Below are 25,538 nucleotides of genomic sequence, written 5' to 3'. Positions count from 1 at the left end.
GCCCATCCGCGTCGGTCTCGACATCGGAGGGACCAAGACGGATGCCGTCGCCATCGCGGGCGACGACATCGTCGGGCGCATCCGCCGTGCATCGGGCCACGGTGACGAGGCCGTCATCGCCAACGTGGTCGACAGCGTCCGCGAACTCCAGGCCGAGGCGGGCTTCGACCTCGCCGACGTGCGCAGCGTCGGCGTCGGCATCCCCGGCCTGGTCGATGCGACGAAGGGCCGCGTGCTGCACGCCGTCAACCTCGGCGTCGAGACGCTCGATCTCGCCCAGCTGTCCGGCGCACGGCTCGGCGTGCCGGTCGTCGTCGAGAACGACGTCAAGGCGGCGGCGCTCGGCGCCGCCGCGATCCGCGGAGCCGATGCCGGCGCCTCGATGGCGTATCTGAACCTCGGCACCGGGGTCGCGGCCGGGATCGTCACCGGCGGCGTCCTGTGGCGCGGTGCGCGTGGCACCGCCGGGGAGGTCGGTCACATCTCCGTCGACCCTGCGGGTCGACTGTGCACGTGCGGCCAGCGCGGCTGTGTCGAGACACTGTGCGGCGGCGGAGCGCTCGCGCGCGCATGGGGACGTCCCGGCGCGCTCCCCGTGCGCGACATCTTCGACGCGGCGGACCAGGACGATACCGAGGCCCTGCTGCTGCGCGCCGATCTCTCGCGCGGCGCCGCTGCCGCCGTGCGGATCCTCGTGCTCTGCGCCGACGTCGAGACGGTCGTCATCGGAGGAGGACTCACCGCGCTGGGGGAGCGCCTCGGCGACGGCATCCGCACCGCACTCGTCGCCGACGCCGCCGGCTCGCCGTTCCTGCGGTCGCTGAGACTCGATGAGAGAATCGAACTGCTTCCTTCCGGATCCCCTGCAGCCGCTCTCGGCGCAGCGCTGGTCGGCTCGCACGTTCCCGAACAGGAGGTCGCCGTCCATGGCTGAAGTCGTCATCGTAGAAAGCGCCGCTGCCGCCGGTGCGCTGGTCGCAGATGAGATCGTGCGCCTGATCGCGCGCAAGCCGGATGCCGTGCTGGGGCTGGCGACAGGATCGACGCCGCTGCCGGTCTACCAGGCGCTGCACGGACGGCTCGCCGGCACCGACGTCTCGCAGGTGCGCGGGTTCGCGCTGGACGAGTACGTCGGCATCGATCCCGCCCATCCCGAGAGCTACCGGTCGGTCATCACGCGAGAGGTCGTCGAGCCCCTCGGACTCGAGCCGGAGCGGATCAGGACGCCGAACGGCGCACAGGACGGCATCGAGCACGCCGGCGACGACTACGAGGCCGCGATCGAGGCGGCCGGCGGCGTCGACCTGCAGATCCTCGGCATCGGCACCGACGGGCACATCGGCTTCAACGAGCCGGGCTCGTCGTTCGCGTCCCGCACGCGCGTCAAGACGCTCACCCAGCAGACCCGCAAGGACAACGCCCGCTTCTTCGACTCGATCGACGATGTGCCCATGCACTGCATCACCCAGGGGCTCGGCACGATCCTGCGTGCGCGTCACCTCGTGCTGCTCGCATTCGGCGAGGGCAAGGCGCGCGCGGTCGCCGAGGCCGTCGAAGGGCCGGTGAGCGCGATCCTGCCCGGATCCGCGGTGCAGCTGCACGAGCACGTGACGGTCGTCGTGGACGAGGCAGCCGCGTCGCAGCTGAAGCTCGCGGACTACTACCGGTACACGTTCGACAACAAGCCGGCCTGGCAGGGGCTCTAGAGTCGGCTCTCGGCCCGCGCGAACGCGCCGGGCCAGGCGATCGGGAGCAGATGCTCGACGCTCAGCGGTGCGAGCTCGAGCGAGCCGATCTGGTCGGGGGTGATCCATCGCAGCTCGGCGAGTTCGGCCTGTACGGTGACGGTATCCGCGTCGATCGTGAGGGCGAACGCGTCCGCGACAACACGGTGACCCGGCTCGTTCGCCGCAGCGGACACGTATCGGCCCAGCGGCTCGAGCGCGTGCTCGTCGACCCGCAGCCCGAGCTCTTCGTCGAGCTCCCGCGCGAGCGTCTGCGCAGGGCTCTCACCGGCTTCCGGTTTGCCACCGGGTTGCATGAAGGCCGTCGTGCCGCGCTTGCGCACGACCAGCACGCGCCCGTGTCCGTCGTCGATGATCGCGGCGCTCACATGGATGTCAGGCACGGACGAACACCTTTCCCTGGCCGAGGATGCCGAGCGGATCGAACACGGCCTTGATCTGCCGCTGCAGCTCCCACTGATCGTCGCCGAGTTCCTCGGCGAGCCAGCGGCTCTTCAGCATCCCGATGCCGTGCTCTCCGGTGAGCGTGCCGCCGAGCCGGATCGCGGCGCGGAACAGTTCGCTCGCGGCATCCCAGACCCGCTCAGGAACCTGAGGACCATTGAAGATGAAGTTCGGGTGCAGGTTGCCGTCGCCCGCGTGCGCGACGGTCGGGATGGTGAGGCCGTAGGCCGCCTCGATGCGGCTGATCTCGTCGAACATGGCCGGCAGCGCGCTGCGCGGGACCGAGACGTCCTCGATCAGCGTCGTGCCGAGGGCCGCCATCGCGCCGTGCATGGCGCGGCGGACGGTGAGGAGGCGCTCGCCCTCAGCGCGGTCCTGCGTGAGCGTCACGAGCCCTCCTGCGGCCCTGAGCGTGTCAGACACGCGCTCGGCCTCCGCCGCTGCAGCAGGGCCATCGGTCTGGATCGTGAGCTGGGACGTGCCGGGGTCGGGCGCGGGCAGCGCGAGATGTGCGTGCACGGCCGCGAGAGACGCGGCATCCATGAGTTCCATGATCGCCGGCTGCGCACCGGATGCCGTCACGGCGGCCGAACCGGCTGCGGCGGCGCGCACGGTGGGGAAGAGGGCCGTGACCGTGCAGACCTCGCCCTCGATGACCCGGCGGAGCTTGAGCGTCGCGCCGACCACGACGCCGAGCGTGCCCTCGGAGCCGATCACGAGCGAGGTGAGGTCGAGACCCGTCACGCCCTTCACGCTGCGATGTCCGAGGTGCATGAGGCGTCCGTCGGCGAGCACGAGGTCGATGCCGAGCACCGCGTCGCGGACCACGCCGTACTTCGCGCAGAGCAGTCCGCCCGCGCCGGTGGCGATGTTGCCGCCTACCGTGGAGATGTCCCGACTGGCCGGATCCGGCGGCCACCACAGGCCCTCGGCGGCGAGCAGGGCATTCAGACCGGCGTTCAGGATGCCGGGTTCGACGACCGCGATCAGGTCGTCCCGGCGGACTTCGAGCACGCGGTTCATGCGGGCGGTGGACAGCACGATCTCACCGGGACCGGCGTTCGCGCCGCCGGCGAGCCCCGTACCGGCTCCGCGGACGACGACGGGCGTGCGCGTCTCGGTGGCAATCCGCATGACGAGCTGCACCTGCGCCACGGTCTCGACGTGCACGACAGCGAGCGGGCGACCGGCTGAGCGGTGGCCTGAACTGTCGGCGCGCGCGGCCTCGAGGGAGTCCTCGGTGACGTCGACGATGTCTCCGAGCGCGTCCCGCAGGGCCGCGACGACAGTCACTACAGGTTTCTCCGACCGGCGAAGAGACCGGCGGCCACGGCGACCACGGCGAATGCGAGGCCGGCCCACGCCTGGCCCATCGACCACCATGCGAGCGTCACACCGGCGTAGATCAGCAGTTCGACCGCGGCGCGGATGAACGGATGCAGGCGCAGCACCGGACGCGGCGAGAGGAACAATGCCCACACCAGCAGCACGATCACGGGCGTTCCGATGCCGAGCACCAGATTCCAGGGGAAGGCCCACATCGCGAAGCCCCAGAGCGCCAGCGTCGCGAGCGCCGCGATCAGGACGATGGCCCGGACGATGTCGAGAGGAGTGAGGTTCGGACGGTTCACACCGGGCACGGCGTCGGAAGCTTCGGACATGCCCCCAGTCTATTCGGCGGGTGCGGTGTCCTCGGTCGCGGCCGGGATGGTGGTCGCGGCGGCAACCGGCTCGAGGATCGCCGAGTCGGCGGCGGAGGTCACGGGCGCGGCCGGCTCAAGGGCCGCGATCCCGGCCGCGGTTTCGTCGGTGCCCGCAACCTCGTCGGGGACGGTAGTCTCGTCGGCGCCCGCCGGGTCCTCGACGACCGGCGCGTCCGCGTCCGGATCCGCGGTTGCCGGCGGTTCGGTTGCTTCGTCGTCCGATGGAGGGGGCTCAGGCGCCAGGCAGGGTTCCCCGCTGTAGAGGTCGTTCAGGCTGATGGTGACGACCGCGCCCCGCACGTCGCCGAGGACGTAGCTGAGCGACACACTCGCATTCGAAGCGACCTGCCCGTCGGTCGGCCTCAGAAGGGCTGTGCCCGTGCCGTCGCCCGCCAGAATCGCGGTGTAGGTGCTGTCGGTCACGACTCCGTCGACATCGATCCGCACCTTGGCGTTCGCAACGCCCGTCAGCGGCACCGAGTACTCGGTGGTCGGGCGGAGCTCATCACCTGTGCAGGTCTGCTCCGCCGGTCCCCACGTCGGCACGCCGGCAGGAACGCCGGGCTCGGGCGTGGGACTCGGCTTGACCGGCGGGTTCGTCGCCTCGCTGCCGTCGCCGCCTTCGAGCCGTTCGTCGGATGCGCCCGAGTCAGCCGTCGGGGGGACGACATCGGCCTTCACGATGGGCGCACGCGTCTTCGGCACGGGCTCGACGTTCTCGTCGTCCGGAGCGTCTTCGCTCAGCTCGAGAAGGAACCTGTCCTCCGAATCGACCTCGCCGTCGGGCGACACTTCGGATGAGATCGATGAGCCGTCGGCGTCTCCCGCGCTGGGGAGCGACGTCACCGGGCTGGCATCCACGAGTCCTGGAACGATCGTCGCCGCGGCGACGACACCGGCGACGACGAGCGCCGCGGAACCTGCCCCGACCAGCGCACCGATACCGGTGATCGCACCGCCGGGGTTGATACCTGCGCCGGTCATGTCGGGAGCCGCCGCAGGGGCTCCGCCGGCGGCCTTGCCCGCGGCGACCACGCTGGACGGCATCGGCTCGGCCGCGATCGCGGCGATCTCGACGTTCTGCACCATCGCCGTGTAAGCCGCGGCGGCGGTGATGCCGAGGACGAGGGGGAGCAGCACGGCGGCCAGGCGGCCCGCGACGTCCTTCGCCCCGTCGGCGATCACGGCGCAGCGCGCGCAGTCCTCGAAGTGCCTGTCGGCGCGCTTCAGATCGCGAGTGCTGAGGTTGCCTCGCGAGTGCGCGCCGAGGTGTCCGATGACCCAGTGGCACTCGGAGTCGGATGCCACGCCGCGCAGCTGCGCCTGCAGCCACGCCTCGCGAAGTCCTTCACGCGCCTGGAAGGCGAGCTGCGAGACCGCCGCCGACCGGATGCCGAGCAGCGGTGCGGCCGCGGCGGACTGCATGCGCTCGACCTCGGTGTACCAGAGCACTTCCTGCCAGCGTGCGGGCAGGCTGCGGAACGCCCGCGCAGTCAGCCCGGGATCAAGAGCATCATCGGAGACCCGCTCGGCGCTGCCGGGATCGACGACCGTCTCGAGCTCCTCCGTGACCGCGTCGCGGCTGGGGCGACCCCACGCCGCCGCTGTGTTGCGGATGCTCGTGAACAGATGAGCGCGGAACGATCCGTTCGGGCCGCTGCCCTTGAGGATCGCCTGATGGATGCGCGTGAAGGATTCCTGGACCAGCTCGTCGGGGTCGATGCTCGAGGTGATCGACCGCGCGGCGGCGATGCCGGACGGATGGTGTCGTCGCCACAGCTCTGCGAAGGCCGTGCCGGCCCCCGAACGGGCGCGAAGGATCAGATCGGCGTCTGCGGCCGATTCGGTGTCGAAGGTCTCGTTCTCGTTGCGCACTGTCATCCGTTTGCAGCGGGGTGATATCCCCACATGAAGAGGCGCGCGAGCCGGTTCTGCGTCACGCGCCCGAGCCATTCTCCCTCGAAAACCTGAGCGAGGCCAGCCCTGTTGATAACTCGGAGCCGACTCTCAAAGGATTCCTCGATTCCGCCCGGTCACGACGGCCTCGCACCCGTCTGCACACGGGTCACGCGCAGATGTTCATCCAGCAGGACCGCATCGCCGAGGAAGCCGGGAGCGAGTGCGCCGAGCTGCGCGCCCAACCCGATCGCCTCGGCGGGGGTCCGGGTGAGCGCGCGCACCGCTTCGACGAGGGGAACCCCGGCCTGGACTGCTCGCTGCAGCGCGACATCCTGCGTGAGCGTCGAGCCCGCGATCGCTCCCGTGTCGAGGGCGCGCGCGATGCCGTCGACCACCCTGACGCGGACCGCGCCGAGGTCGTAGCTGCCATCTGCGCTGCCGGCGGCGGCCATGGCATCCGTCACGAGTGCCACCCGGCCGGGCGCAGAATCGAACAGCAGCCTGATGACGGCCGGATCCAGATGCACATTGTCGGCGATCGCCTCTAGGACGACACGGTGGTCGGCGGCGGCCGCCAGCACCGGTCCCGGCGCACGGTGGTGGATGCCGGGCATCGCGTTGAACGCATGCGTGAGGATCGTGGCGCCGGCCTCGAACGCCGCGGCGGCCTGCGCGGCATCCGCATTCGTATGGCCCACGGCCGCGGCCGCGCCCGCGGCGACGATCATGCGGATCGCCTCGATCCCGCCGGGCAGTTCGGGGGCGATCGTGACCTGGCGCACAGTGCCGCGACCGGCATCCAGCAGGCGCCGGACGTCCGCTGCCACCGGATCGCGCAGCAGCGACGGTTCATGCGCGCCATGGTGTGCAGGATCGAGGAACGGCCCCTCCAGGTGCGAGCCGAGGATGTCGGCATCCGTCTGCATGAGGTCGGCGATCTCGCCGACCCTGCGCGCGAGGTCGTCGAGCGGTGCGGTCACCAGCGAGACGACCGCGCGGGTCGTGCCGTGCGCACGGTGCAGGTCGCGGGCGGACCGGATCGCGTCGATGCCGTCGTCGAAGGATGCTCCCGCGCCGCCGTGCCCGTGGATGTCGATGAACCCGGGCGTGAGGATCGCCCCGGCTCCGGCGATCTCCGTCGCGTCGATGACGGTGCCGGCATCCGTCCAGTCGGTGCCGGTGCCGACGGCGGCGACCAGGCCGTCTTCGAAGCGCACCCATGCATCTGCCGTCTCGGTGCCGCCGGTGATCAGGCGGGCCGAGTGGATGACGGTTGAGACCATGAACAAAACCTACCGCGCACGGGGGAGTCCGCTATGCTCGAACGGTCGCGACTGGCGTCTGGGTGGGTCACCACCGGGGAGCGACCGTTACGGAAATTCGACCGCGCGCCTGGGCCGATGACATCCAACCCCGATGGCAGTTTCCGCAACGAAAGAGGACGACATGACCGATCCGTACTTCAACGCCCCGCTCGCAGAGGTCGACCCCGAGATCGCCGAGGTCCTCGACCGGGAGTTGAACCGTCAGCGCACGTTCCTCGAGATGATCGCATCCGAGAACTTCGTGCCCGTCTCCGTGCTGCAGTCGCAGGGTTCGGTGCTCACGAACAAGTACGCCGAGGGCTACCCCGGCCGCCGCTACTACGGCGGCTGCGAAGAGGTCGACGTCGCCGAGTCGCTGGCCATCGAGCGGGTCAAGTCGCTCTTCGGCGCCGAGTTCGCCAACGTCCAGCCGCACTCCGGCGCCACCGCGAACGCCGCCGTCATGCACGCGATCGCCCGTCCGGGTGACACGCTGCTGGGCCTCTCGCTCGACCACGGCGGACACCTCACGCACGGAATGAAGATCAACTTCTCTGGCCGCCTGTACGACATCGTCGCGTACGGCGTCGACCCGGAGACCTCGCTCGTCGACATGGACGAGGTGCGTCGCCTCGCGATCGAGCACAAGCCCAAGGTCATCGTCGCCGGATGGTCGGCGTACCCCCGTCAGCTCGACTTCGCGAAGTTCCGCGAGATCGCCGACGAGGTCGGCGCCTACCTGTGGGTCGACATGGCCCACTTCGCCGGACTGGTCGCCGCGGGCCTGCACCCGAACCCGGTGCCGCACGCGCACGTCGTCTCGTCGACCGTGCACAAGACGATCGGCGGCCCCCGCTCGGGCTTCATCCTCTCCAATGACCCCGACATCGCGAAGAAGATCAACTCCGCCGTGTTCCCCGGTCAGCAGGGCGGGCCGCTCATGCACGTGATCGCCGCGAAGGCCACCGCCTTCAAGCTCGCCGCGACCCCGGAGTTCAAGGACCGTCAGCAGCGCACGCTCAGCGGCGCCAGCATCCTCGCCGATCGCCTCACCCGGCAGGACGTCAAGGATGCCGGCATCGCGGTGCGCTCAGGCGGCACCGATGTGCACCTCGTGCTCGTCGACCTGCGGGATGCCGCGATCGACGGCAAGCAGGCCGAGGATCTGCTGCACGACATCCACATCACCGTGAACCGCAACGCCGTCCCGAACGACCCGCGCCCGCCGATGGTCACCTCGGGTCTGCGCATCGGCACGGCGGCGCTCGCGACGCGCGGTTTCGGGGATGCCGAGTTCACCGAGGTCGCCGACATCATCGCCCTGGCACTCCTGCCCGGCGCGGATGCCGCAGCACTCAAGGCCCGCGTGGACGCCCTGGCGAGCGCCTACCCCCTGTACCCCGACCTTCAGCAGTAACGCCCGCCCCGCCCGCCCCAGGCCGCGAGAATTGCTTTGCCGCACGAGAATCGGCGTGCCAGGCGAATTCTCGTGGGGTAGGGGAATTCTCGAAGGAGGAAGATCACATGACAGCGCAGATTCTGGACGGCAAGGCCGCCGCCGCTGAGATCCGGAGCGAGCTCACCGAGCGGGTCACGGCGCTGAAGGAGCAGGGGATCACCCCCGGCATCGCCACGGTGCTCGTCGGGGCGGATCCGGCATCGCAGCTGTACGTCGGGATGAAGCACCGGCAGTCCGAGGCCATCGGCATGAACTCCATCCAGCGCGAGCTGCCGGCGGATGCCACGCAGGACGAGGTCGAGGCACTGATCGACGAGCTCAACGCCGACCCGGACTGCCACGGCTACATCGTGCAGCTGCCGCTGCCGAAGCACATCGACACCGATGCGATCCTCGAGCGCATCGACCCGGCGAAGGACGCCGACGGCCTGCATCCGACCAATCTCGGCCGGCTCGTGCTGAACGTCAACGCTCCGATCCACACTCCGCTGCCGTGCACGCCACGGGGCGTGATCGAACTACTGCTGCGCAACGACTACGACCTGAAGGGCAAGCATGTCGTGGTCGTCGGCCGCGGCGTGACGATCGGACGCCCGATGGGGCTGCTGCTGACCCGCCGCGACATCAACGCGACCGTGACCCAGGTGCACACCGGCACGCCGGACATGAGCCCGTACCTCCGCATGGCCGACGTGATCGTCGCCGGTGCGGGCGTCAAGCACCTCATCCGCGCCGCGGACGTCAAGCCCGGAGCCGCCGTGCTCGACGTCGGCGTCACCCGAGAGGATGACCCGGAGACCGGCAAGAGCAAGGTGTTCGGCGACGTGCATCCCGATGTCGCGCAGGTCGCGGGCTACCTGTCGCCGAACCCCGGCGGAGTCGGGCCGATGACTGTCGCCCTGCTCATGACGAACGTGGTCGAGGCTGCGGAGCGGATCGCCGGCTGAGGTCGTTTCGACTCGCCTTCGGCTCGCTCAACGCGTTTCGTCTCGCTCCGCTCGCTCAACGACCCGCACTTCTGCTGCGGGTCGTTGAGCGAGGAGCGTCAGCGACGAGTCGAAGCCGGCCTACAGCTCGTCGAGCATCCGGCGCTGCTCGGGCGTCAGCCCGTCGTTCAGCTCATCGCGACCGACCTTCGTCTCGGGCGACGACGGCGCCGCCGACGGGGCGGACGCCGTGGCATCCCGACGACCGACCCGGGCGGAGACCGATCCGATGACCTCGCCGGTCTTCGCCTCGAGCCGGTCATCGACCTGGTCGTAGATGACCCACGCGATCAGCAGGTAGAGCGGCGGGAGCACGTATCCCCAGAACCAGCCGTCGACGTCCACGCCGCTCAGCAGCACCGTGAGCACCCACACGATCAGCTCGACGACGAAAACCAGCACATACTGGACGACCTTTTCGCCGATCCTCGTGCGGGATCCGGTCGACTTCGCGGCGGCGCCGCGGAAGGCCCTCAGCAGCATCGGCTTCAGCGCGAGGGTCGCGAGCGTGAGGATGACAGAGGCCCACAGCGCGTGCCACCCGACCGCCACGCTGCCCATGAGCAGGCCGATCAGCAGTAGGACGACGACGTTGAAGACGTACAGCGAGAGGGCGCGGATCAGCCAGTTCTTCATGACCCCATGCTCCCTTCGATGCCCGTCACGCGAGCCTGCTCGTCGAAGCGGAACGTCACCGAGCCCGAGTCGTCGCTGATGGTCGCTCCGGTGAAATCCTCATCGGTCCACTGCATGTTCCAACCGGCGAGGCGCGCGGCATCCCAGACCGAGGAGCGCGCATCGCCCAGGTTCAGGCCGGACAGGATGCGGGGCATCTTGGCGGCGGCCTCGGCGACGGTGGTCGCAGGGATCGGGGCATCGAGCAGGAACACGGCGCGCGTTCCGCCGCCGATCGGGGCGGAGTAGTACGGCGAGCGTCCGGTGATCTCGACGGCGATCGTGCCGATCTGGTGCCCGGTGCCGGCGATCCAGGCGTCGAGGTCGTCTCCGGCATCCTCGGGGAAGGCGAGCTCCGACTGCGTCAGCTCGGTCAGACCGTACTGCGTGCCGTAGTCGCGCAGCTGCGCAGCGATCCCCTGCGGGTCGCCCTGCGGGTGCGCCCATGCCCACAGCAGCGAACGCGGCCCCGGAGCGATCGTCGCGATCAGGTGCGGCCGGGTGACGAGCGTGCGCGAGGGGTCGGACTTCGCGCTGAAGGTCAGCGTCCCTGCGGCCATGTCGGCGTCCCACCGGTGCTCGCCGAGCGCGTCGACGGCGTCGGTGAGCGCGTCCTGGCGGAGGGCGGCGAAGAGGGCTGCGCGATCGGCGAGGGGCTGCAGGGCTGCGAAGGTCATGCGACCAGTCTGGCCGCAGTCCCTATGATTCCGCCACCTTCACGGCCGTCGCCGCCCGGCCCATGCGCCACACGCTCGGCACCGCCAGCGTCGCCACCGCGCACACCGCGTAGATCACCCCGGAGGTGACCAGGACCACTCCGATGTCGGCGTGGGTGATCAGCCATCCGTAGATGAGAGTGCCGATGGGCATCACGACGAAGCTGCCGAGCATGTCGTAGCTCGACACGCGAGAGAGCTTGTCGGTCGGCACGTTCTCCATCAGCGCTACGTTCCACCCGGTGCTGAAGACCTCCGCCCCTGCCCCCGCGATCAGCGCCGCGATCGCGAGGAGCACCACGGCCGGATGCAGTCCGAGCATCGTCAGCGGAACAGCGAAGAACGCCATCCCGATCATCCCGAGCCGCAGCGGCCGCCGCAGCGGGAACCGCATCAGCACGATCGTCATCAGCAGCACGCCGACGCCCTCCGCGCTGACGACCCAGCCCCAGCCGGTGATCCCGAGCAGCTCGTCGTTCTTCGCGATGTAGGGGCCGGCGACGCCCCACGCGCCGACGTGGATCGCATTCATGATCATGAAGGCGAGCACGATCACCCACAGCCAGGTGCGGCTGCGGAACTCGTCCCACCCGGTGCGCAGATCCCGCAGCAAAGTCGATCCCTCATTCCGCGCCGGCGGCGGCAGCCTCACGAGCGCGAGCACCGGGATCGCGAGCGCCCATCCGGCGACCTGCACGACCATCGCCCAAGCCGGGCCGGCCGTCGCGACGAGGATGCCGGCGATCACCGGACCGCCGATCGTCACGGCCGACCTCACGAACGACAGCATCGCATTCGCCTGCTGCAGGTGCTCGGGCTTCGTCAGCTGCGGGATGATGCCCTGCATCGCCGGCAGCACGAAAGCGGTGGATGCTCCGTTCACCGCCGCCAACGCGACCAGAAGCGGAATCGTCGCGGTGCCGGTGAAGAGGAGAGCGGCGACGATGCCCATCGAGAGGATGTCGATGACGTAGCAGCTCTGGATGATGAGCGCCCGCGGCAGCCGGTCGGCGACCACCCCGCCGAACAGTACGAACACGATGTTCGCCACTGTGAAGGCGGTGAGGACGTACGAGAGCGAGCGGGCGTCGTTGTCGACCTGCAGCACCGCGAACGCGAGCGCGATCGACGACATCGATCCGGTGATGAGCGTGATCGCACGAGCGATGAAGAACCACCGGAACCCTGGGTCCTGCATCGCACCGAGCACTACATCATCTTTCCACGCGCGGCGCGCTCGGTCCGCGCGGCGCCGGTCGTAGACTCGATCACGATGATGACGCCTCGCTCCGGCCGCCCTTTCTCCCTCTCCGGCCACGGTTACGAGGCGGAGATCGCCGCCGTCGGCGCGACGCTGCGGGTGCTGCGCCACGACGATCGCGACCTCGTGGTCCCCTTCGATGCGGACGAGGTCCGACCCGCCTATCGCGGGGCGACGCTCGCCCCCTGGCCGAACCGCGTCGTGGACGGGCGGTACCGGTTCGGCGACGTCGATCATCAGCTGCCGCTCACCGAGCCCGAGCGCGGCCATGCCCTGCACGGCCTGCTCGCCTGGAGCGCGTACGCGGACCGGATCGTTGAGAGGGACCGCGTCGTGCTGGTCTCGACGATCGAGCCGCAGACCGGTTATCCGTTCCGCGTCGAGGTCGAGGTGGAGTACCGGCTGGGCGCGGACGGGCTCACCCAGACCGTCACCGCCCGCAACACCGGGGCGGATGCCGCTCCCTGGGGCACCGGCCCGCACCCGTACCTCGTCGGCGGCGAAGGCCGGGTCGACGACTGGACGCTGTCGCTGCCGGCATCCGAGGTTCTGACGGTCACCGAGGACCGGCTGATCCCCACGGCACTCGAGTCCGTCGACCGGCATCCCGAGTGGGATTTCCGGATGCCGCGTCCGATCGGCGGTGTCTTCATCGATCACGCCTTCACGGCGCTGTCGCGCGAGCACGGCCGAGCCGAGGTGCGCGTGACGTCCGCAGACGGCTCGGGTGTCGCGATGAGCTGGGACGAGAGCTGCCCGTGGGTGCAGGTCCACACCGCCGACAACCCGGGGCACCCCGCCATGCATCGCGCGGGCCTCGCCGTCGAGCCGATGACCTGCCCGCCGGACGCGTTCAACTCCGGCACCGACCTCGTGACCCTGGCGCCGGGCGGCGAGCACACCGCCGCGTGGCGGATCAGCGCGGTCTGAGCGGAGAGGGACGCGATGCGTGAGAACTGGGCGGGCAACCTGACCTATCGGGCGGCGGAGTTCGCCGAGCCGGCATCCGTCGACGAGCTCCGGGACCTGGTCGTCGCGCGCCCCGCAGTCCGCATCCTCGGGACGCGGCACTGCTTCAACGACATCGCCGACACCGACGGCACCCAGATCAGCCTCGCCGGCCTGCCGCCGGTCATCGAGGTGAACGAGACGCGGGATGCCGTGCGGGTCTCCGGCGCGCTGCGCTACGGCGACCTCGCCCCCGTCCTGGAAGACCAGGGGCTCGCGCTGGCGAACCTCGCCTCCCTGCCGCACATCTCCATTGCTGGCGCCATCGCGACCGGGACGCACGGGTCGGGGGACCGCACGGGGTCGCTGGCGAGCGCCGTGCGAGCGCTCACCGTCCTCACAGCGAACGGCGAGATCCGGCAGCTCGCTCGCGGCGATGCGGACTTCGACGGCGCCGTGGTCTCGCTCGGCGCCCTCGGCGCCGTGCTCGACGTGACGCTGGACGTGCAGCCGACGGCGCAGTACGCGCAGCACGTGTTCGAGCAGCCTCGCTGGGATGACGTCCTCGACGATCTGGACGCAGTCACGAGCGCTGGAACCAGCGTGAGCATCTTCTCCACCTGGCAGCGCACGGACGCGGCGGATCAGATCTGGGTCAAGCAGGCTCAGCCCGACGGCGCGTCGGAGTCCAGGGCCGCCATGGCCGCGCGCCTGCAGGCCGTGGCGGCCACCCGCCCGCGGCATCCGATCCTGTCGGCGCCCGCCGAGGCCAGCACCGAACAGGGCGGTGTGCCGGGCCCATGGTTTCTGCGGCTGCCGCACTTCCGGATGGACTTCACGCCGTCGGCGGGGGCGGAGCTGCAGAGCGAGTATCTGGTTCCGCGTGCCGATGCCGTCGCCGCGATCGCGGCCGTGCGATCCATGGCCGGCCGCATCGCCCCGCTGCTGCTCGTGAACGAGATCCGCACGGTGCAGGCGGACGATCTCTGGCTGAGCTCGTCCTACCGGACGGATGCCGTCGGACTGCACTTCACGTGGAAGCCCGACGAGTCGGCCGTGCGAGCGCTGCTGCCCGATCTCGAGGCCGTACTGCCCGCTTCCGCGCGGCCGCACTGGGGAAAGGTCTTCACCCTTCCGGGCGAGGAGGTGCGAGCCCGCTACCCCCGCTGGAACGACTTCGCGGCGCTTCGGGAACGGTTCGATCCGGAGCGGAAGTTCACCAACGACTACCTCACGCGGCTCGGACTCTAACGGGATTCAGGACAGAACGCCCGCTGCCTGCCGAGCTGCGCCGAGCGCCACGTACTCGGCCGGCTCCGGCACCTCGACGGGGATGCCCAGCACTTCGGGGGCGATCCGCTGCACGGCCTCCGACTGCGCGCCGCCGCCGATCAGCAGGGCCCGCTCCAGCGGGATCCCGAGCGCGCGCAGGGCGTCGAGGCCGGCGCCCAGGCCGCGCAGCATCCCCTCGACGGCGGCACGAGCGAGGTTCGGGCGGGTAGCCGACGACAGGGTCATGCCGGTCAGCTCGGCCGTGGCATCCGGCAGGTTCGGGGTGCGCTCGCCCTCGAAATAGGGGACGAGCGTGAGCCCGCCGGCACCTGGCGCGGCCTGCAGAGCGAGGGCGCTCAGCTCGGCGAGCGAGACGCCGAGCAGGGATGCCGTCGTCTCCAGCACGCGGGCGGCGTTGAGCGTCGCGACCAGGGGGAGGAAGTTGTCGCTCGCGTCCGCGAAGCCCGCAACGGTGCCCGATGGATCGGTCACGGGGCGGCTGTTCACGGCGAACACGGTGCCGGAGGTGCCGATCGAGACGACGACGTCGCCGGGCGCTGCGCCGAGGCCGAGGGCGGCTCCGGCGTTGTCGCCGGCGCCTCCGCCGACGCGTCGGCCGTCGCCGTCGAGCACGTGGTCGTCCGATCCGAGCACACGCGGAAGCACCGCATCGTGACCGAGTGCCGCGATCAGCAGCTCGCGGTCGTACTCCCCGCTGATCGGATTCCAGTAGCCGGTGCCCGACGCGTCCGAGCGGTCGGTGACGAGCTCCTCGAGCACGGGGTTCGCCGGTCCGAAGCCGCGGAGCCGCCAGGTCAGCCAGTCGTGGGGGAGGGCGACCGCCGCGACGCGGGCGGCGTTGTCCGGCTCGTTGTCGCGCAGCCAGCGCAGCTTGGTGATCGTGAAGGATGCCACCGGCACGAGCCCGGTGCGCGCGGCGAGCTGGTCGGCTCCGAACTCGACGACGAGCTCCGCCGCGGCATCCGCCGATCGGGTGTCGTTCCACAGCAGCGCATCGCGGATGACGCGACCTTCCGCGTCGAGCGCGACCATGCCGTGCTGCTGCCCGCCGATCGCCCATGCGGCGATGTCATCGAGTCCGCCGGCATCCGCGATCGCCAGGTTCAGCGCGTCCCACCACGCCTCGGGGTCGACCGACGTGCCCTCGGGGTGCGCGGCGCGACCCGTGCGCACGACGGCGCCGGACGCGGTGTCCACCACGACGACCTTGCAGGACTGGGTCGAGCTGTCGACCCCGAGGACGAGCGGCACGATGGCATCCTTTCAAACGGTGTGAGCGTGTCCGAGAAAATGGGGGTCGGCTGAGGCGACACCCGCATGTTCCCGGACACGCGGGTGGATGATGATGTCCGGAAAGGTGCGGATGCGGTGTGCCAACACCCGCATCTTCCCGGACACCGCTGGGAGAGGTCAGCGTGCGCCGAGCAGGTGCTCGGTGGCGAGCTGCTGCAGGCGGACGAAGCCGAAGCCCTTGCCGCCGAGGTACGCGTCGGTGTCGAAGTCCTCGAACGCGCTGCGGTCGGCGAGGAAGTCGTCGTACGACTCGCCGGGGTTCAGGGTCGGGGTCGACAGCTCGTCCACCTTGGCGGCGGCCAGCGCCTCCTGCACCTCGGGGTCGGCGCGGAATGCCGCGGCCCGCTCCTTGAGCAGCAGGTAGGTGCGCATGTTCGCGCTCGCAGAGTCCCACACGCCCTTCTCGTCCTCCGTGCGGCTGGGCTTGTAGTCGAAGTGACGCGGACCCTCGTAGGCGGGTACGCCGCCGGGGCCGCCGTTCTCGAGCAGGTCGACAAGGGCGAAGGCGTTGTGCAGGTCGCCGTGCCCGAAGACGAGGTCCTGGTCGTACTTGATGCCGCGCTGGCCGTTGAGGTCGATGTGGAAGAGCTTGCCGTGGTACAGCGCCTGGGCGATGCCGGCGGCGAAGTTGAGCCCCGCCATCTGCTCGTGGCCGACCTCGGGGTTCAGGCCCACGAGCTCGGGGCGCTCGAGCGAGTCGATGAAGGCGATCGCGTGACCGAGCGTCGGCAGCAGGATGTCGCCGCGGGGCTCATTGGGCTTCGGCTCGATGGCGAAGCGGATGTCGTAGCCCTTGTCGGTGACGTAGTCGCCGAGCAGGTTCACGGCCTCGCGGTAGCGCTCGAGCGCGGCCCGGATGTCCTTGGCGGAGTCGTACTCGGCGCCCTCGCGGCCGCCCCACATCACGAACGTCTTCGCGCCGAGCTCGGCGCCGAGGTCGAGCTGACGGAAGACCTTGCGCAGGGCGTAGCGGCGCACGTCGCGGTCGTTCGAGGTGAAGCCGCCGTCCTTGAAGACAGGGGCGCTGAACAGGTTGGTGGTCACCATCGGGACGATCAGGCCGGTGTCGGCGAGAGCGCCCTTCAGACGGTCGATCTGGTTCTGGCGCTCGGCGTCGCTGGATCCGAATGCGAACAGGTCGTCGTCGTGGAAGGTCAGGCCGTACGCGCCGAGCTCGGCGAGCTTCTCGACGGCGTGCACGACGTCCATGGCGGGGCGGGTCGGGCCGCCGAACGGATCGGTGCCGTTGTACCCGATCGTCCAGAGACCGAAGGAGAATTTGTCATCGCGGGTGGGGGTGGGCATGGCTGCTCCTCTGCAGGCGGTGGACGAACATAAGTTGTGAAGCACAACATATAACAGGCGAGCGGTGTGCGCAATTCGCCCCGCGGGGCGGATTCACCGCCGCGGGGCGGCCGTGGACTCTCGTACGATCAGCGTGGTCGGCATCCGCACCGGTTCGGGATCGTGGCCCTTGAGGACGTCGAGCAGCATCCGCACGGCGGCCGTCCCCATCTCGGGGAGCGGCTGGCGAACGGTGGTGAGCTGCGGTGAGTGCGAGGCGGCGTCGAGGATGTCGTCGAAGCCGACGACCGAGAGGTCCGCCGGCACGCGCAGTCCGCGCTCTGCCGCGACGCGCATCATCTCGATCGCGGAGAGGTCGTTCGCCGCGAACACCGCGGTGGGGGTATCGGGCAGGTCGAGGATCGCGTGCGCGCCCGCGGTCGAGTCGGCCGCGCGATAGCCGCCGTCGGCGACGAGCGCAGGATCGAACGGGATGCCGGCGGCGGCGAGAGCCGCTCGGTATCCCCGTTCGCGCTCCTGGGCCGACTCGAGGTCGGTGCGTCCGCGCAGATGCGCGATCCGGCGGTGGCCGAGCGAGATGAGATGGTCGGTCGCGGCTCTTGCCCCCTCGACGTTCGCGACGCCGATCGTGGCCGGACCGTCCGCTCCGACGTGGGGGTCGACGGCGACGATCGGCACCGAGGTCTCGGCGCGGGTGGTGGTGGGCGTGACGAGGATGGCGCCGTCGATGAGCGTGCCGCCCAATCGTGAGAGCGACCGCCGCTCCCATCCCAGGTGCTCGCCGGCCGACACGCTCCCCGCATATGCCAGGACGTCGTAGTCGGTGTCCTCGAGTGCCGCGGACACGCCGCGCAGGAGCTGCAGCGCGAACGGCTCGAACTCTGCGACGAGGACGCCGATGACATTCGTGCTGCGCCGACGCATCGAGGTGGCCACGAGCGAGCTCTCGTATCCGAGATCCTCGACGACGGTCATGACGTGCGAGAGCGTCGCCGGTGAAACGCCGTAGCGGCCGTTGATGGCCTTCGACACCGTGGCGACCGACACTCCGGCGGCGCGAGCGACATCGTTGATGGTGGTCCGGCGGTTCATGGCCTCACTATATCCAGATTGTCGAAAACGTTATCGATATCGATTGACACGAGCGTGGGAGCGGTGTCAGAGTGGCATCGCACGATATTGGTGCTGCTGGCAACAAATTAGGTCAGAGGGCTTCCGCCCACGGCCGCGACACCGCTCGATGCAGCGGTGCATCACTCGATGAAGAGGAGAACACGGCAATGAAGACGCGCAACGCACGAGCTGCTGCCGCAGCCGTCGCCGCCCTGATGGCGCTGGGGCTCACCGCCTGCTCCGGCGGGTCAGGCGACACCGGCGAGAACGGAGAGGTCACGCTGACGATGTGGCACAACTCCACCACCGGCCCCGGCAAGCAGTACTGGGAGGATGCGGCGGCCGCTTTCAGCGAAGAGAACTCGGACGTGACCATCAACGTCACGTCGATACAGAACGAGGATATGGACGGCAAGTTGCAGACGGCCGTCAACTCGGGGGATATGCCGGACATCTTCATGGCGCGCGGCGGTGGGAAGCTCGCCGACATCGTCAGCGCCGGCAAGGTGAAGGACCTCACCGGACTGATCGACGAAGAGGTCAAGTCGGCGTTCGGCGAGGCGCCGTTCAGCGCGTTCACCGTCGACGGCAAGATCTACGGGATGCCCAGCGCCGTGCTCCCCGGCGGGATCTTCTACAGCAAGGACCTGTTCGAGCAGGCCGGCATCACCGAGGAGCCGGCGACGCTGGACGAGCTCGGTGCGGCGGTCGACAAGCTCAAGGCGGCCGGCATCGCGCCGATCGCGCTGGGTGCCAAGGACGCGTGGCCTGCCGCGCACTGGTACTACTTCTTCGCATTGCGCGCTTGCGACCAGGACATCATCTCGAGCCTCGCCACCGACCCCGACTTCAGCGACGGATGCTGGCTCACCGCAGCCGAGAACCTCGCCGACTTCGTCGAGATCGAGCCGTTCAACGAGGGATTCCTCACGACCTCCGCGCAGGAGGGCGCCAACTCGTCCGCGGGTCTCGTCGCCAACCACAAGGCCGCCATGGAGCTCATGGGCGCGTGGAACGTCGGCGTGATCGCCAGCCTCACTCCCGATCAGCAGCCACTGGCCGATCTCGGCTGGTTCCCGTTCCCCGAGGTCGACGGCGGTGACGGCGCGCCCGGCGCGATGATGGGCGGCGTCGACGGGTACTCCTGCTCGGCGGACTCCCCGGAGGCCTGCGAGCAGTTCCTCAACTTCGTGTCCTCGAAGGAGTGGCAGGAGAAGTACGCCGAGGCATTCCAGACGATCCCCGCATCGCAGGACGCGACCGGCGCGGTCACCGACCCGTCGCTCGTGCCGCTGATGGAGGCGTACAGCCAGGCTCCCTACGTCGCACTCTGGCTCGACACCGCGCTCGGACAGAACGTCGGCAACGCCCTGAACACGGGCGTCGTCGAGATGCTCGCCGGTCAGGGCGACCCCGAGAAGCTCGTGTCGAACATCACCGACGCCGCCGCAAGGGGCTGAGCCGGGCGATGATCGATACCCAGGTGATGGCGGATGCCGTGCCTGAGAGCACCGTAAGCACCGGGGCCGGCGTGACGCCGGCCCCGGTGCGCCGGCGCAGGCGCCCCGACTGGCGCAAGCGCGGCGAGATCGTGCTGCTCTCTGGTCCCGCGCTGCTCGTCTTCGTCGGCTTCGTCATCTTCCCGGTGATGATGGCGGCGTTCTACGGCTTCTTCAAATGGAACGGCTTCGGATGGCCGACCGACTTCGTGGGGCTCGACAACTACATCCTGATGTGGCGCGACGAGACCTTCCGGGACGCCGTGCTGCACAACTTCACGATCGTGGTGCTCTCGCTGGTCATGCAGGGCCCGGTCGCGATCCTGTTCGCGCTGCTGCTGAACCAGAAGATCCGCGGCCGTTCGCTGATCCGCGTGCTGATCTTCATGCCGTACGTGATCTCGGAGGTCATCGTCGGCACCGGGTGGAGCCTGATGATGCAGGATGCCGGAGCGCTGAACTCCCTGCTGGAGAAGTGGGGCCTCGGCGCGTTGCAGCAATCCTGGCTGGCGGATCCGTCCATCGCGATGTGGACGCTGATGGTGATCATCACCTGGAAGTACATCGGCTTCGCCGTCATCCTCATGCTCGCGGGCATGCAGTCGATCCCGGAGGAGCTCTACGAGGCCGCCGCGATCGACGGCGCCGGGTTCTGGAAGATCCAGTGGAACATCACGCTGCCATTGCTGGGCCCGACCATACGGATCTGGGCGTTCCTGTCGATCATCGGATCGCTGCAGCTGTTCGACCTGGTGAACATCGTCTGGGGCCAGTACATCGCCGCCACGGCCGGCACCTCGACGATGGCCACGTACATGTATCAGAACGGGCATCTCGCGGGGAACTACGGCTACGGCAACGCGGTCGCCGTGATGCTGTTCCTCATCTCCCTGGTCATCGCTCTCGTGTACCAGCGCTTCGTGCTGCGACGCGACACCGAGGGCGCCGTGACAGGGGCAAGCGGAAGGAAGCGCAAGTGACGACCGACAGTCTCAGCACCACGGCGCTCGTCCAGCCGGTGGGCTCCGGCGGCCGCCGGAGGTCGCCGAAGGTGCGCTGGGGGAGCCCTGGCGTCTATCTCATCGCGGTCGTGCTGATCACGATCTGCATCACCCCCGTGCTGTACATCATCGTCGGCGGGTTCCGCACCAACTCCCAGATCACGCTCGACCCGTCCGGCTGGCCGGACCCGTGGGAGCTGGCCAACTACGGCAGCGTGCTGGTGAGCTCGGAGTTCTGGACCGCGATGGTCAACTCCACGATCGCCGCCGTCGGCACGACCCTCGGGGCCGTGCTGCTGGGCGTCATGGCGAGCTACGTGATCGCGCGCTACGACTTCGGCGGACGCTCGGTGATGTACTCGCTGTTCGCGGCAGGCCTGATGTTCCCCATCACGGTCGCGATCACACCGCTGTACCTGCTGATCCGCAATCTCGGGCTGGTCAACAGCCTGGCGGGCATCATCCTGCCGCAGATCGCGTTCGCGCTGCCGACGACGATCATCATCCTCGTACCGTTCCTGAGGGCCATCCCGAAGGAGCTCGAAGAGGCCGCGGCCATCGACGGCGCCTCCCGTCTCGGATTCTTCTGGCGGATGGTGATCCCGCTGAGCCTTCCGGGGGTCATCACCGTCGGCATCCTGGCCTTCGTCGGCTCGTGGAACGGGTACATGCTGCCGCTGTTCATCCTCGGCGACCCAGGGCTGTTCACACTGCCGCTGGGCGTGCAGAACTTCGCATCGCAGTACTCGGTCGACACGGCGCGCGTGCTCGCGTACACGTCGCTGTCGATGCTGCCGGCGCTGCTGTTCTTCAGCCTGTTCGAACGTCGGATCGTCGGTGGGCTCACCGGCGCAGTGAAGGGCTGAGGACCAGTCGTGAGCACCACCATCTCACCGGAGACATCTATGAGCGCGGACATCCCCGCCTTCCCCGCTGCGTCCCCTCGGGTGAGCGCGCTGCTGGCTCGCATGACACTCGAGGAGAAGGCTGCACAGCTCGTCGGCTACTGGCTCGATCAGGGCGGTGACGTCGTCGCCCCCATGCAGAACGAGATGGGGCGCGCCAGCGGAGCGCTCGCCGAGATCACCAGGGACGGCATCGGGCACTACACCCGCGTCTACGGCACCCGGCCGGTGGAGCCCGCCGAGCGGGCGGCCTGGCTGTGGGAGGAGCAGCGTCGGCTGAAGCGCGAGACCCGCCTCGGCATCCCGGCACTCGTCCACGAGGAGTGCCTCACCGGCCTCGCTGCGTGGAAGGCCGCCACGTTCCCCACACCGCTCGCGTGGGGCGCCTCGTTCGATCCGGATCTCGTCGCCGAGATGGGCGCGCTGATCGGCGAGTCTATGCGCGATCTCGGCATCCATCAGGGGCTCGCCCCCGTGCTCGACGTCGTGCGCGACCCGCGCTGGGGCCGCGTCGACGAGTGCATCGGGGAAGACCCGTACCTGGTCGGCACGGTGGGCACCGCCTATGTGCAGGGACTGCAGTCCAGTGGCGTGCACGCCACCCTGAAGCACTTCCTCGGGTACTCGGGCTCGCGCTCCGGTCGCAACCACGCGCCCGTCTCGGCGGGCCCGCGAGAGGTCGCCGACGTGTTCGTGCCGCCGTTCGAGATGGCGATCCGCGACGGCGGCGTGAAGAGCGTCATGAACAGCTACACCGAGATCGACGGCGTGCCGGTGGCATCCGACCCCGCTCTCCTGACCGGTCTGCTGCGCGAGGAGCTCGGCTTCGACGGGGTGGTCGTCGCCGACTACTTCGCCGTCGCGTTCCTCGAGGCGATGCATGCGGTCGCCGCCGACCGCGGTGAAGCGGCGCAACTGGCGCTGACGGCCGGCATCGACGTCGAGCTGCCCTCCGGCGATGCGTATCTCGCACCACTCGTGGAGCGCGTGCGATTCGGGATGCTGGATGAGGCGTACCTGGACCGTGCCGTGATCCGCGCTCTCCGTCAGAAGGAGGAGCTCGGTCTGCTCGAACCGGACGCCTTCGATGGGGAGCCGCCGCAGGAGATCGCCCTCGACAGCCCGCGCCACCGGGAGGTCGCTCGGCGCCTGGCCGAGGAGTCGCTCGTGCTGCTCTCCAACGACGGCGCGCTGCCGTTGCGCGACCGGACGAGCCGGATCGCCCTCATCGGACCGAACGCCGATCGCGCCGAGGCGCTGCAGGGCTGTTATTCCTTTGCCAACCACGTGCTGGCGCACCATCCCGAGCACGAGATCGGCTTCGAGATCCCCACGGTGCGCGAGGCGCTCGCCGAGGTCATGCCGGATGCAGAGATCCTCGTCGCGCGCGGGTGCGAGGTGGACGACGACGACCGTGCGGGCATCGCCGAGGCCGTGGAGCTGGCGGCCGGTGCCGACGTCGCGATCGTCGTGGTCGGCGATCAGGCCGGCCTTTTCGGCCGCGGAACCGTCGGCGAGGGGAACGACGTCGAATCGCTCGAGCTGCCCGGCGTGCAGCGCGAGCTCGTCGAACGTCTCGTCGCCACCGGAACGCCGGTCGTGATGGTCTTGCTCACCGGGCGGCCGTACGCGATCGGGTGGGCGCTGGACGGTGCCCAGTCCGACCGGCCGGCGGGCGTGCTGCAGGCGTTCTTCCCGGGTGAGGAGGGCGGGCGTGCGATCGCCGCAGTGCTGACGGGGGCGGCGTCACCGTCCGGTCGGCTGCCGGTCAGCCTGCCGCGGTCGGCCGGCGCGCAGCCCTACAGCTACCTGCATCCGATCCTGGGCGGCCCGTCGGACGTGACCTCCACCGACCCGACCCCCGTGCGCCCTTTCGGCTTCGGGCTGTCGTACACCGAGTTCTCGTACGACGCGTTCTCAGCGGACGCCGAGACCGCCACGCACGGGCGGTTCACCGCGTCGGTCGCAGTGACAAACACCGGCGACCGCGAGGGGACCGATGTCGTGCAGCTGTACGCCCGCGACCTCGTCGCCTCCGTCACGCGTCCGGTGGCGCAGCTGCTGGGCTACGCGCGCGTCTCGCTCGGCGCAGGGGAGTCCCGCCGGGTCAGCTTCGACGTCCCCGCCACGCGCCTGGCGTTCACGGATCGCCGCGGAATCAAGGTCGTCGAGCCCGGCGACATCGAGGTGTGGGTCGCGTCGCACGCCGGTGCATCGCCTCAGGCGACGCAGGTCGATTCCGCCACCGGCGGCGTCATCTCGAACAGCCGGGCGCGTCACCGTCACGAGATCCCGGGCACGGCGACGCGGAGCGCGACGCTGACCCTCACCGGCGCCGTGCACCCGGTGACCGGTGCCGACCCGAGGCTGGTCGAGGTCGCGATCGGATGATCACCGTTGCCAATCCGATCCTTCCCGGGTGCCACCCCGACCCCTCGATCTGCCGGGTCGGTGACGACTATTACCTCGTCACCTCCACGTTCGAATACCTGCCGGGGCTCCCGGTGATGCGGTCGCGCGACCTGGTGCACTGGGAGACGATCGGTCACGCGATCGACCGCGCCGAGATGCTGGATTTCGCCGGCATCCGCTCGTCCGGCGGGCTGTACGCGCCGACGATCCGGCACGATGGGGAGCGCTTCTGGATCGTCTGCACGCTCGTGGATCCGTCCGACGACACCCGCGGCGGCAACTTCCTCATCACGGCGGAGGATGCCGCGGGGCCGTGGAGCGACCCGATCTGGCTGGATGCCGACGGGATCGATCCCTCCGTGGCCTTCGACGAGTCAGGACGCGTGTGGATGCACGGCACCCGGCTCGCGCGTGACCCCGCTTGGCGCGACCAGACCGAGGTCTGGGTGCGGGAGTACGCTCCCGCAGAGCGAGCGCTGGTCGGGCCCGAGCACGTGATCTGGCGCGGCGCCGTGAACGGCGTGGTGTGGGCCGAGGGGCCGCACCTGTACCGGATCGGCAGTCGCTGGTACCTGATCGCGGCCGAGGGAGGCACCGAGGCGGATCATGCCGTCAGCGTGGCGCGTGCCGATGCGGTGACCGGGCCGTATGAAGGAGCCCGCACCAACCCCGTGTTCACACACCGGCATCTCGGACGCGGCGCCGGCGTGATCGGCGCCGGCCACGCCGACCTGATCCAGGCCCCGGACGGATCCTGGTACGCGGTCATGCTCGCCATGCGCGCCGCCGACGGCCACCACTATCCGCTCGGGCGGGAGACGTTCCTGTGCCCGGTGGCGTGGGAGGATGGCTGGCCGGTCTTCGCACCAGGGCGCGGGCGGCTTCCCGACGCGCTGGAGATCCCGTGGGCGGATGCTGCCGCGGAGAGCGGCACGTGGCAGCCGGATGCGCGGCTGTCGGGAGCGATCGACGCCCGGGATCCGCGGTGGACGTCGCTGCGCGTTCTGCCCGCGGAGATCGCGACCGCCGAGGCCGACGGCACGTGGCTTCTGCCGGTGAGGACCGCGTCGCCGGCGGATGCCGAAACCGTGGCCTTCCTCGGCATCCGTCAGCAGCACGCCGACGTCGACACGACGGCTCGGCTCGACGTGTCGACGCTCGCCGACGGCGAGACGGCAGGGCTCATCGTTCGGCAGTCGGAGCGCGATCACGCGGCCGTGCAGGTGACGAAGACCGGCGATGGGCTGCTGCTGCGAGCCATGCACCGACGCGACGACTGGGAGGCCGTGCTCGCCGAGCGCGCGCTCGCCGACGCGGCATCCGTGCCTCTCGCCGTGCGTGCGCGCGGCTACGCGTACGACCTCATCGGCGACGGCGCGGTGATCGCGACCGTCGACGCGCGCGAACTGGATGCGGCAGCGACAGGCGGCTTCCTCGGGACCTGGTTCGGTGTCTTCGCGACGGCCCACGGGCGGGGACCGCGCGGCAGTGTTCGCATCGGAGCATTCCGCTACGAGCCGCCCGTCGATGCCGTCGCGGTGCCGATAACCTGAGGGCAACAGCAGCGCCGGCCACAG

The 25,538-nt window shown here is 69.8% G+C and carries 22 protein-coding genes and 1 riboswitch; of the genes, 11 read left to right on the top strand and 11 right to left on the bottom strand.

Going from position 1 to position 25,538, the window contains the following annotated elements; translation table 11 throughout:
* Nucleotides 1-4: 4 nt before the first annotated feature.
* Nucleotides 5-934 carry an ROK family protein gene (locus IM776_RS11500; RefSeq protein ID WP_194422626.1) on the top strand — a complete coding sequence of 310 codons (930 nt, stop codon included), beginning with the start codon at nucleotides 5-7 and terminating at the stop codon, nucleotides 932-934.
* Nucleotides 927-1,706 (top strand): glucosamine-6-phosphate deaminase, encoded by a 780-nt coding sequence (nagB, locus tag IM776_RS11495; protein WP_194420225.1) that lies wholly within the window; start codon nucleotides 927-929, stop codon nucleotides 1,704-1,706. The genes IM776_RS11500 and nagB overlap by 8 nt, the downstream gene beginning before the upstream one ends.
* Here nagB and IM776_RS11490 read toward each other — a convergent pair.
* The 5 genes from IM776_RS11490 to nagA form a co-directional block, all read right to left on the bottom strand.
* Complete coding sequence (locus IM776_RS11490) at nucleotides 1,703-2,128, bottom strand: NUDIX hydrolase (protein WP_194420223.1); 426 nt, start codon at nucleotides 2,126-2,128, stop codon at nucleotides 1,703-1,705. The genes nagB and IM776_RS11490 overlap by 4 nt on opposite strands.
* On the bottom strand, nucleotides 2,121-3,482 hold the full coding sequence (locus tag IM776_RS11485; protein ID WP_228479738.1) for an FAD-binding oxidoreductase: 1,362 nt from the start codon (nucleotides 3,480-3,482) through the stop codon (nucleotides 2,121-2,123). The genes IM776_RS11490 and IM776_RS11485 overlap by 8 nt, the downstream gene beginning before the upstream one ends.
* A complete protein-coding gene (locus IM776_RS11480; protein WP_194420219.1) occupies nucleotides 3,482-3,850 on the bottom strand; it encodes a YrdB family protein in 369 nt (122 codons plus the stop codon). Before IM776_RS11480 ends, IM776_RS11485 begins: the two co-directional genes overlap by 1 nt.
* Nucleotides 3,851-3,859: 9 nt before the next feature.
* On the bottom strand, nucleotides 3,860-5,767 hold the full coding sequence (locus IM776_RS11475; protein ID WP_194420211.1) for a sigma-70 family RNA polymerase sigma factor: 1,908 nt from the start codon (nucleotides 5,765-5,767) through the stop codon (nucleotides 3,860-3,862).
* A 158-nt stretch (nucleotides 5,768-5,925) separates the two neighbouring features.
* Entirely contained in the window at nucleotides 5,926-7,074 is a 1,149-nt protein-coding gene (gene nagA / locus IM776_RS11470; RefSeq protein WP_194420209.1) for an N-acetylglucosamine-6-phosphate deacetylase, read from the bottom strand.
* A gap of 37 nt (nucleotides 7,075-7,111) precedes the next feature.
* Nucleotides 7,112-7,196, top strand: a riboswitch (ZMP/ZTP riboswitch).
* Nucleotides 7,197-7,237: 41 nt separating this feature from the next.
* Here nagA and glyA point away from each other — a divergent pair.
* Both glyA and IM776_RS11460 read left to right on the top strand, forming a co-directional pair.
* On the top strand, nucleotides 7,238-8,512 hold the full coding sequence (gene glyA / locus IM776_RS11465) for a serine hydroxymethyltransferase (protein ID WP_194420201.1): 1,275 nt from the start codon (nucleotides 7,238-7,240) through the stop codon (nucleotides 8,510-8,512).
* Nucleotides 8,513-8,619: 107 nt separating this feature from the next.
* Nucleotides 8,620-9,501: a bifunctional methylenetetrahydrofolate dehydrogenase/methenyltetrahydrofolate cyclohydrolase gene (locus IM776_RS11460; RefSeq protein ID WP_194420200.1), complete on the top strand. Its 882-nt coding sequence runs from the start codon at nucleotides 8,620-8,622 to the stop codon at nucleotides 9,499-9,501.
* Between the two features lie 120 nt (nucleotides 9,502-9,621).
* Here IM776_RS11460 and IM776_RS11455 read toward each other — a convergent pair whose 3' ends face one another.
* The 3 genes from IM776_RS11455 to IM776_RS11445 are packed head-to-tail and all read right to left on the bottom strand — an operon-like array spanning nucleotide 9,622 to nucleotide 12,141.
* On the bottom strand, nucleotides 9,622-10,176 hold the full coding sequence (locus IM776_RS11455) for a hypothetical protein (RefSeq protein WP_194420198.1): 555 nt from the start codon (nucleotides 10,174-10,176) through the stop codon (nucleotides 9,622-9,624).
* Nucleotides 10,173-10,892: a DUF6882 domain-containing protein gene (locus IM776_RS11450; RefSeq protein WP_194420196.1), complete on the bottom strand. Its 720-nt coding sequence runs from the start codon at nucleotides 10,890-10,892 to the stop codon at nucleotides 10,173-10,175. Before IM776_RS11450 ends, IM776_RS11455 begins: the two co-directional genes overlap by 4 nt.
* A 22-nt stretch (nucleotides 10,893-10,914) precedes the next feature.
* Entirely contained in the window at nucleotides 10,915-12,141 is a 1,227-nt protein-coding gene (locus tag IM776_RS11445; protein WP_228479737.1) for an MFS transporter, read from the bottom strand.
* A gap of 63 nt (nucleotides 12,142-12,204) precedes the next feature.
* Here IM776_RS11445 and IM776_RS11440 point away from each other — a divergent pair, with 63 nt between their 5' ends.
* Complete coding sequence (locus IM776_RS11440; RefSeq protein WP_194420195.1) at nucleotides 12,205-13,122, top strand: aldose 1-epimerase family protein; 918 nt, start codon at nucleotides 12,205-12,207, stop codon at nucleotides 13,120-13,122.
* Between the two features lie 15 nt (nucleotides 13,123-13,137).
* Nucleotides 13,138-14,391: a D-arabinono-1,4-lactone oxidase gene (locus tag IM776_RS11435; protein ID WP_194420193.1), complete on the top strand. Its 1,254-nt coding sequence runs from the start codon at nucleotides 13,138-13,140 to the stop codon at nucleotides 14,389-14,391.
* Between the two features lie 6 nt (nucleotides 14,392-14,397).
* Here the strand turns inward: IM776_RS11435 and xylB are convergent, their stop codons facing one another.
* From xylB to IM776_RS11420, 3 genes are all read right to left on the bottom strand, one after another.
* Complete coding sequence (gene xylB / locus IM776_RS11430) at nucleotides 14,398-15,684, bottom strand: xylulokinase (protein ID WP_194420191.1); 1,287 nt, start codon at nucleotides 15,682-15,684, stop codon at nucleotides 14,398-14,400.
* A gap of 159 nt (nucleotides 15,685-15,843) precedes the next feature.
* Complete coding sequence (gene xylA, locus IM776_RS11425) at nucleotides 15,844-17,031, bottom strand: xylose isomerase (RefSeq protein WP_194420190.1); 1,188 nt, start codon at nucleotides 17,029-17,031, stop codon at nucleotides 15,844-15,846.
* A gap of 93 nt (nucleotides 17,032-17,124) precedes the next feature.
* Nucleotides 17,125-18,123: a LacI family DNA-binding transcriptional regulator gene (locus IM776_RS11420; RefSeq protein ID WP_194420188.1), complete on the bottom strand. Its 999-nt coding sequence runs from the start codon at nucleotides 18,121-18,123 to the stop codon at nucleotides 17,125-17,127.
* Between the two features lie 188 nt (nucleotides 18,124-18,311).
* Here IM776_RS11420 and IM776_RS11415 point away from each other — a divergent pair, with 188 nt between their 5' ends.
* Genes IM776_RS11415 through IM776_RS11395 form a run of 5 tightly spaced genes read left to right on the top strand, consistent with a single transcriptional unit; the run spans nucleotide 18,312 to nucleotide 25,514 of the window.
* Nucleotides 18,312-19,604: an ABC transporter substrate-binding protein gene (locus IM776_RS11415; protein WP_194420186.1), complete on the top strand. Its 1,293-nt coding sequence runs from the start codon at nucleotides 18,312-18,314 to the stop codon at nucleotides 19,602-19,604.
* A 26-nt stretch (nucleotides 19,605-19,630) separates the two neighbouring features.
* Nucleotides 19,631-20,623 carry a carbohydrate ABC transporter permease gene (locus IM776_RS11410; protein WP_194422624.1) on the top strand — a complete coding sequence of 331 codons (993 nt, stop codon included), beginning with the start codon at nucleotides 19,631-19,633 and terminating at the stop codon, nucleotides 20,621-20,623.
* Complete coding sequence (locus IM776_RS11405) at nucleotides 20,620-21,510, top strand: carbohydrate ABC transporter permease (RefSeq protein WP_194420183.1); 891 nt, start codon at nucleotides 20,620-20,622, stop codon at nucleotides 21,508-21,510. The genes IM776_RS11410 and IM776_RS11405 overlap by 4 nt, the downstream gene beginning before the upstream one ends.
* Before the next feature lie 39 nt (nucleotides 21,511-21,549).
* The gene (locus IM776_RS11400) at nucleotides 21,550-23,940 is read left to right on the top strand and encodes a beta-xylosidase/alpha-l-arabinosidase (RefSeq protein ID WP_194420181.1); all 2,391 of its coding nucleotides are present in this window, start codon (nucleotides 21,550-21,552) and stop codon (nucleotides 23,938-23,940) included.
* Nucleotides 23,937-25,514, top strand: coding sequence for a glycoside hydrolase family 43 protein (locus IM776_RS11395; RefSeq protein ID WP_194420180.1), 1,578 nt, complete (start codon nucleotides 23,937-23,939; stop codon nucleotides 25,512-25,514). Before IM776_RS11400 ends, IM776_RS11395 begins: the two co-directional genes overlap by 4 nt.
* The last annotated feature ends 24 nt before the right edge of the window (nucleotides 25,515-25,538 follow it).

Origin of the sequence: Microbacterium abyssi (assembly GCF_015277895.1) — a bacterium.
GTDB classification, from domain to species: Bacteria; Actinomycetota; Actinomycetes; order Actinomycetales; family Microbacteriaceae; genus Microbacterium; species Microbacterium abyssi.
Note: the sequence above shows the minus strand (reverse complement) of the source record. Positions and strands in the feature narration are given on the sequence as shown.

What these genes read in the sequence shown, in the direction of transcription:
- nagB (WP_194420225.1), top strand. Translation starts at nt 927, where the DNA reads ATGGCTGAAGTCGTCATCGTAGAAAGCGCCGCTGCCGCCGGTGCGCTG.
- IM776_RS11480 (WP_194420219.1), bottom strand. Translation starts at nt 3,850, where the DNA reads ATGTCCGAAGCTTCCGACGCCGTGCCCGGTGTGAACCGTCCGAACCTC.
- nagA (WP_194420209.1), bottom strand. Translation starts at nt 7,074, where the DNA reads ATGGTCTCAACCGTCATCCACTCGGCCCGCCTGATCACCGGCGGCACC.
- glyA (WP_194420201.1), top strand. Translation starts at nt 7,238, where the DNA reads ATGACCGATCCGTACTTCAACGCCCCGCTCGCAGAGGTCGACCCCGAG.
- IM776_RS11460 (WP_194420200.1), top strand. Translation starts at nt 8,620, where the DNA reads ATGACAGCGCAGATTCTGGACGGCAAGGCCGCCGCCGCTGAGATCCGG.
- IM776_RS11455 (WP_194420198.1), bottom strand. Translation starts at nt 10,176, where the DNA reads ATGAAGAACTGGCTGATCCGCGCCCTCTCGCTGTACGTCTTCAACGTC.
- IM776_RS11450 (WP_194420196.1), bottom strand. Translation starts at nt 10,892, where the DNA reads ATGACCTTCGCAGCCCTGCAGCCCCTCGCCGATCGCGCAGCCCTCTTC.
- IM776_RS11440 (WP_194420195.1), top strand. Translation starts at nt 12,205, where the DNA reads ATGATGACGCCTCGCTCCGGCCGCCCTTTCTCCCTCTCCGGCCACGGT.
- IM776_RS11435 (WP_194420193.1), top strand. Translation starts at nt 13,138, where the DNA reads ATGCGTGAGAACTGGGCGGGCAACCTGACCTATCGGGCGGCGGAGTTC.
- xylA (WP_194420190.1), bottom strand. Translation starts at nt 17,031, where the DNA reads ATGCCCACCCCCACCCGCGATGACAAATTCTCCTTCGGTCTCTGGACG.
- IM776_RS11420 (WP_194420188.1), bottom strand. Translation starts at nt 18,123, where the DNA reads ATGAACCGCCGGACCACCATCAACGATGTCGCTCGCGCCGCCGGAGTG.
- IM776_RS11415 (WP_194420186.1), top strand. Translation starts at nt 18,312, where the DNA reads ATGAAGACGCGCAACGCACGAGCTGCTGCCGCAGCCGTCGCCGCCCTG.
- IM776_RS11410 (WP_194422624.1), top strand. Translation starts at nt 19,631, where the DNA reads ATGGCGGATGCCGTGCCTGAGAGCACCGTAAGCACCGGGGCCGGCGTG.
- IM776_RS11400 (WP_194420181.1), top strand. Translation starts at nt 21,550, where the DNA reads ATGAGCGCGGACATCCCCGCCTTCCCCGCTGCGTCCCCTCGGGTGAGC.
- IM776_RS11395 (WP_194420180.1), top strand. Translation starts at nt 23,937, where the DNA reads ATGATCACCGTTGCCAATCCGATCCTTCCCGGGTGCCACCCCGACCCC.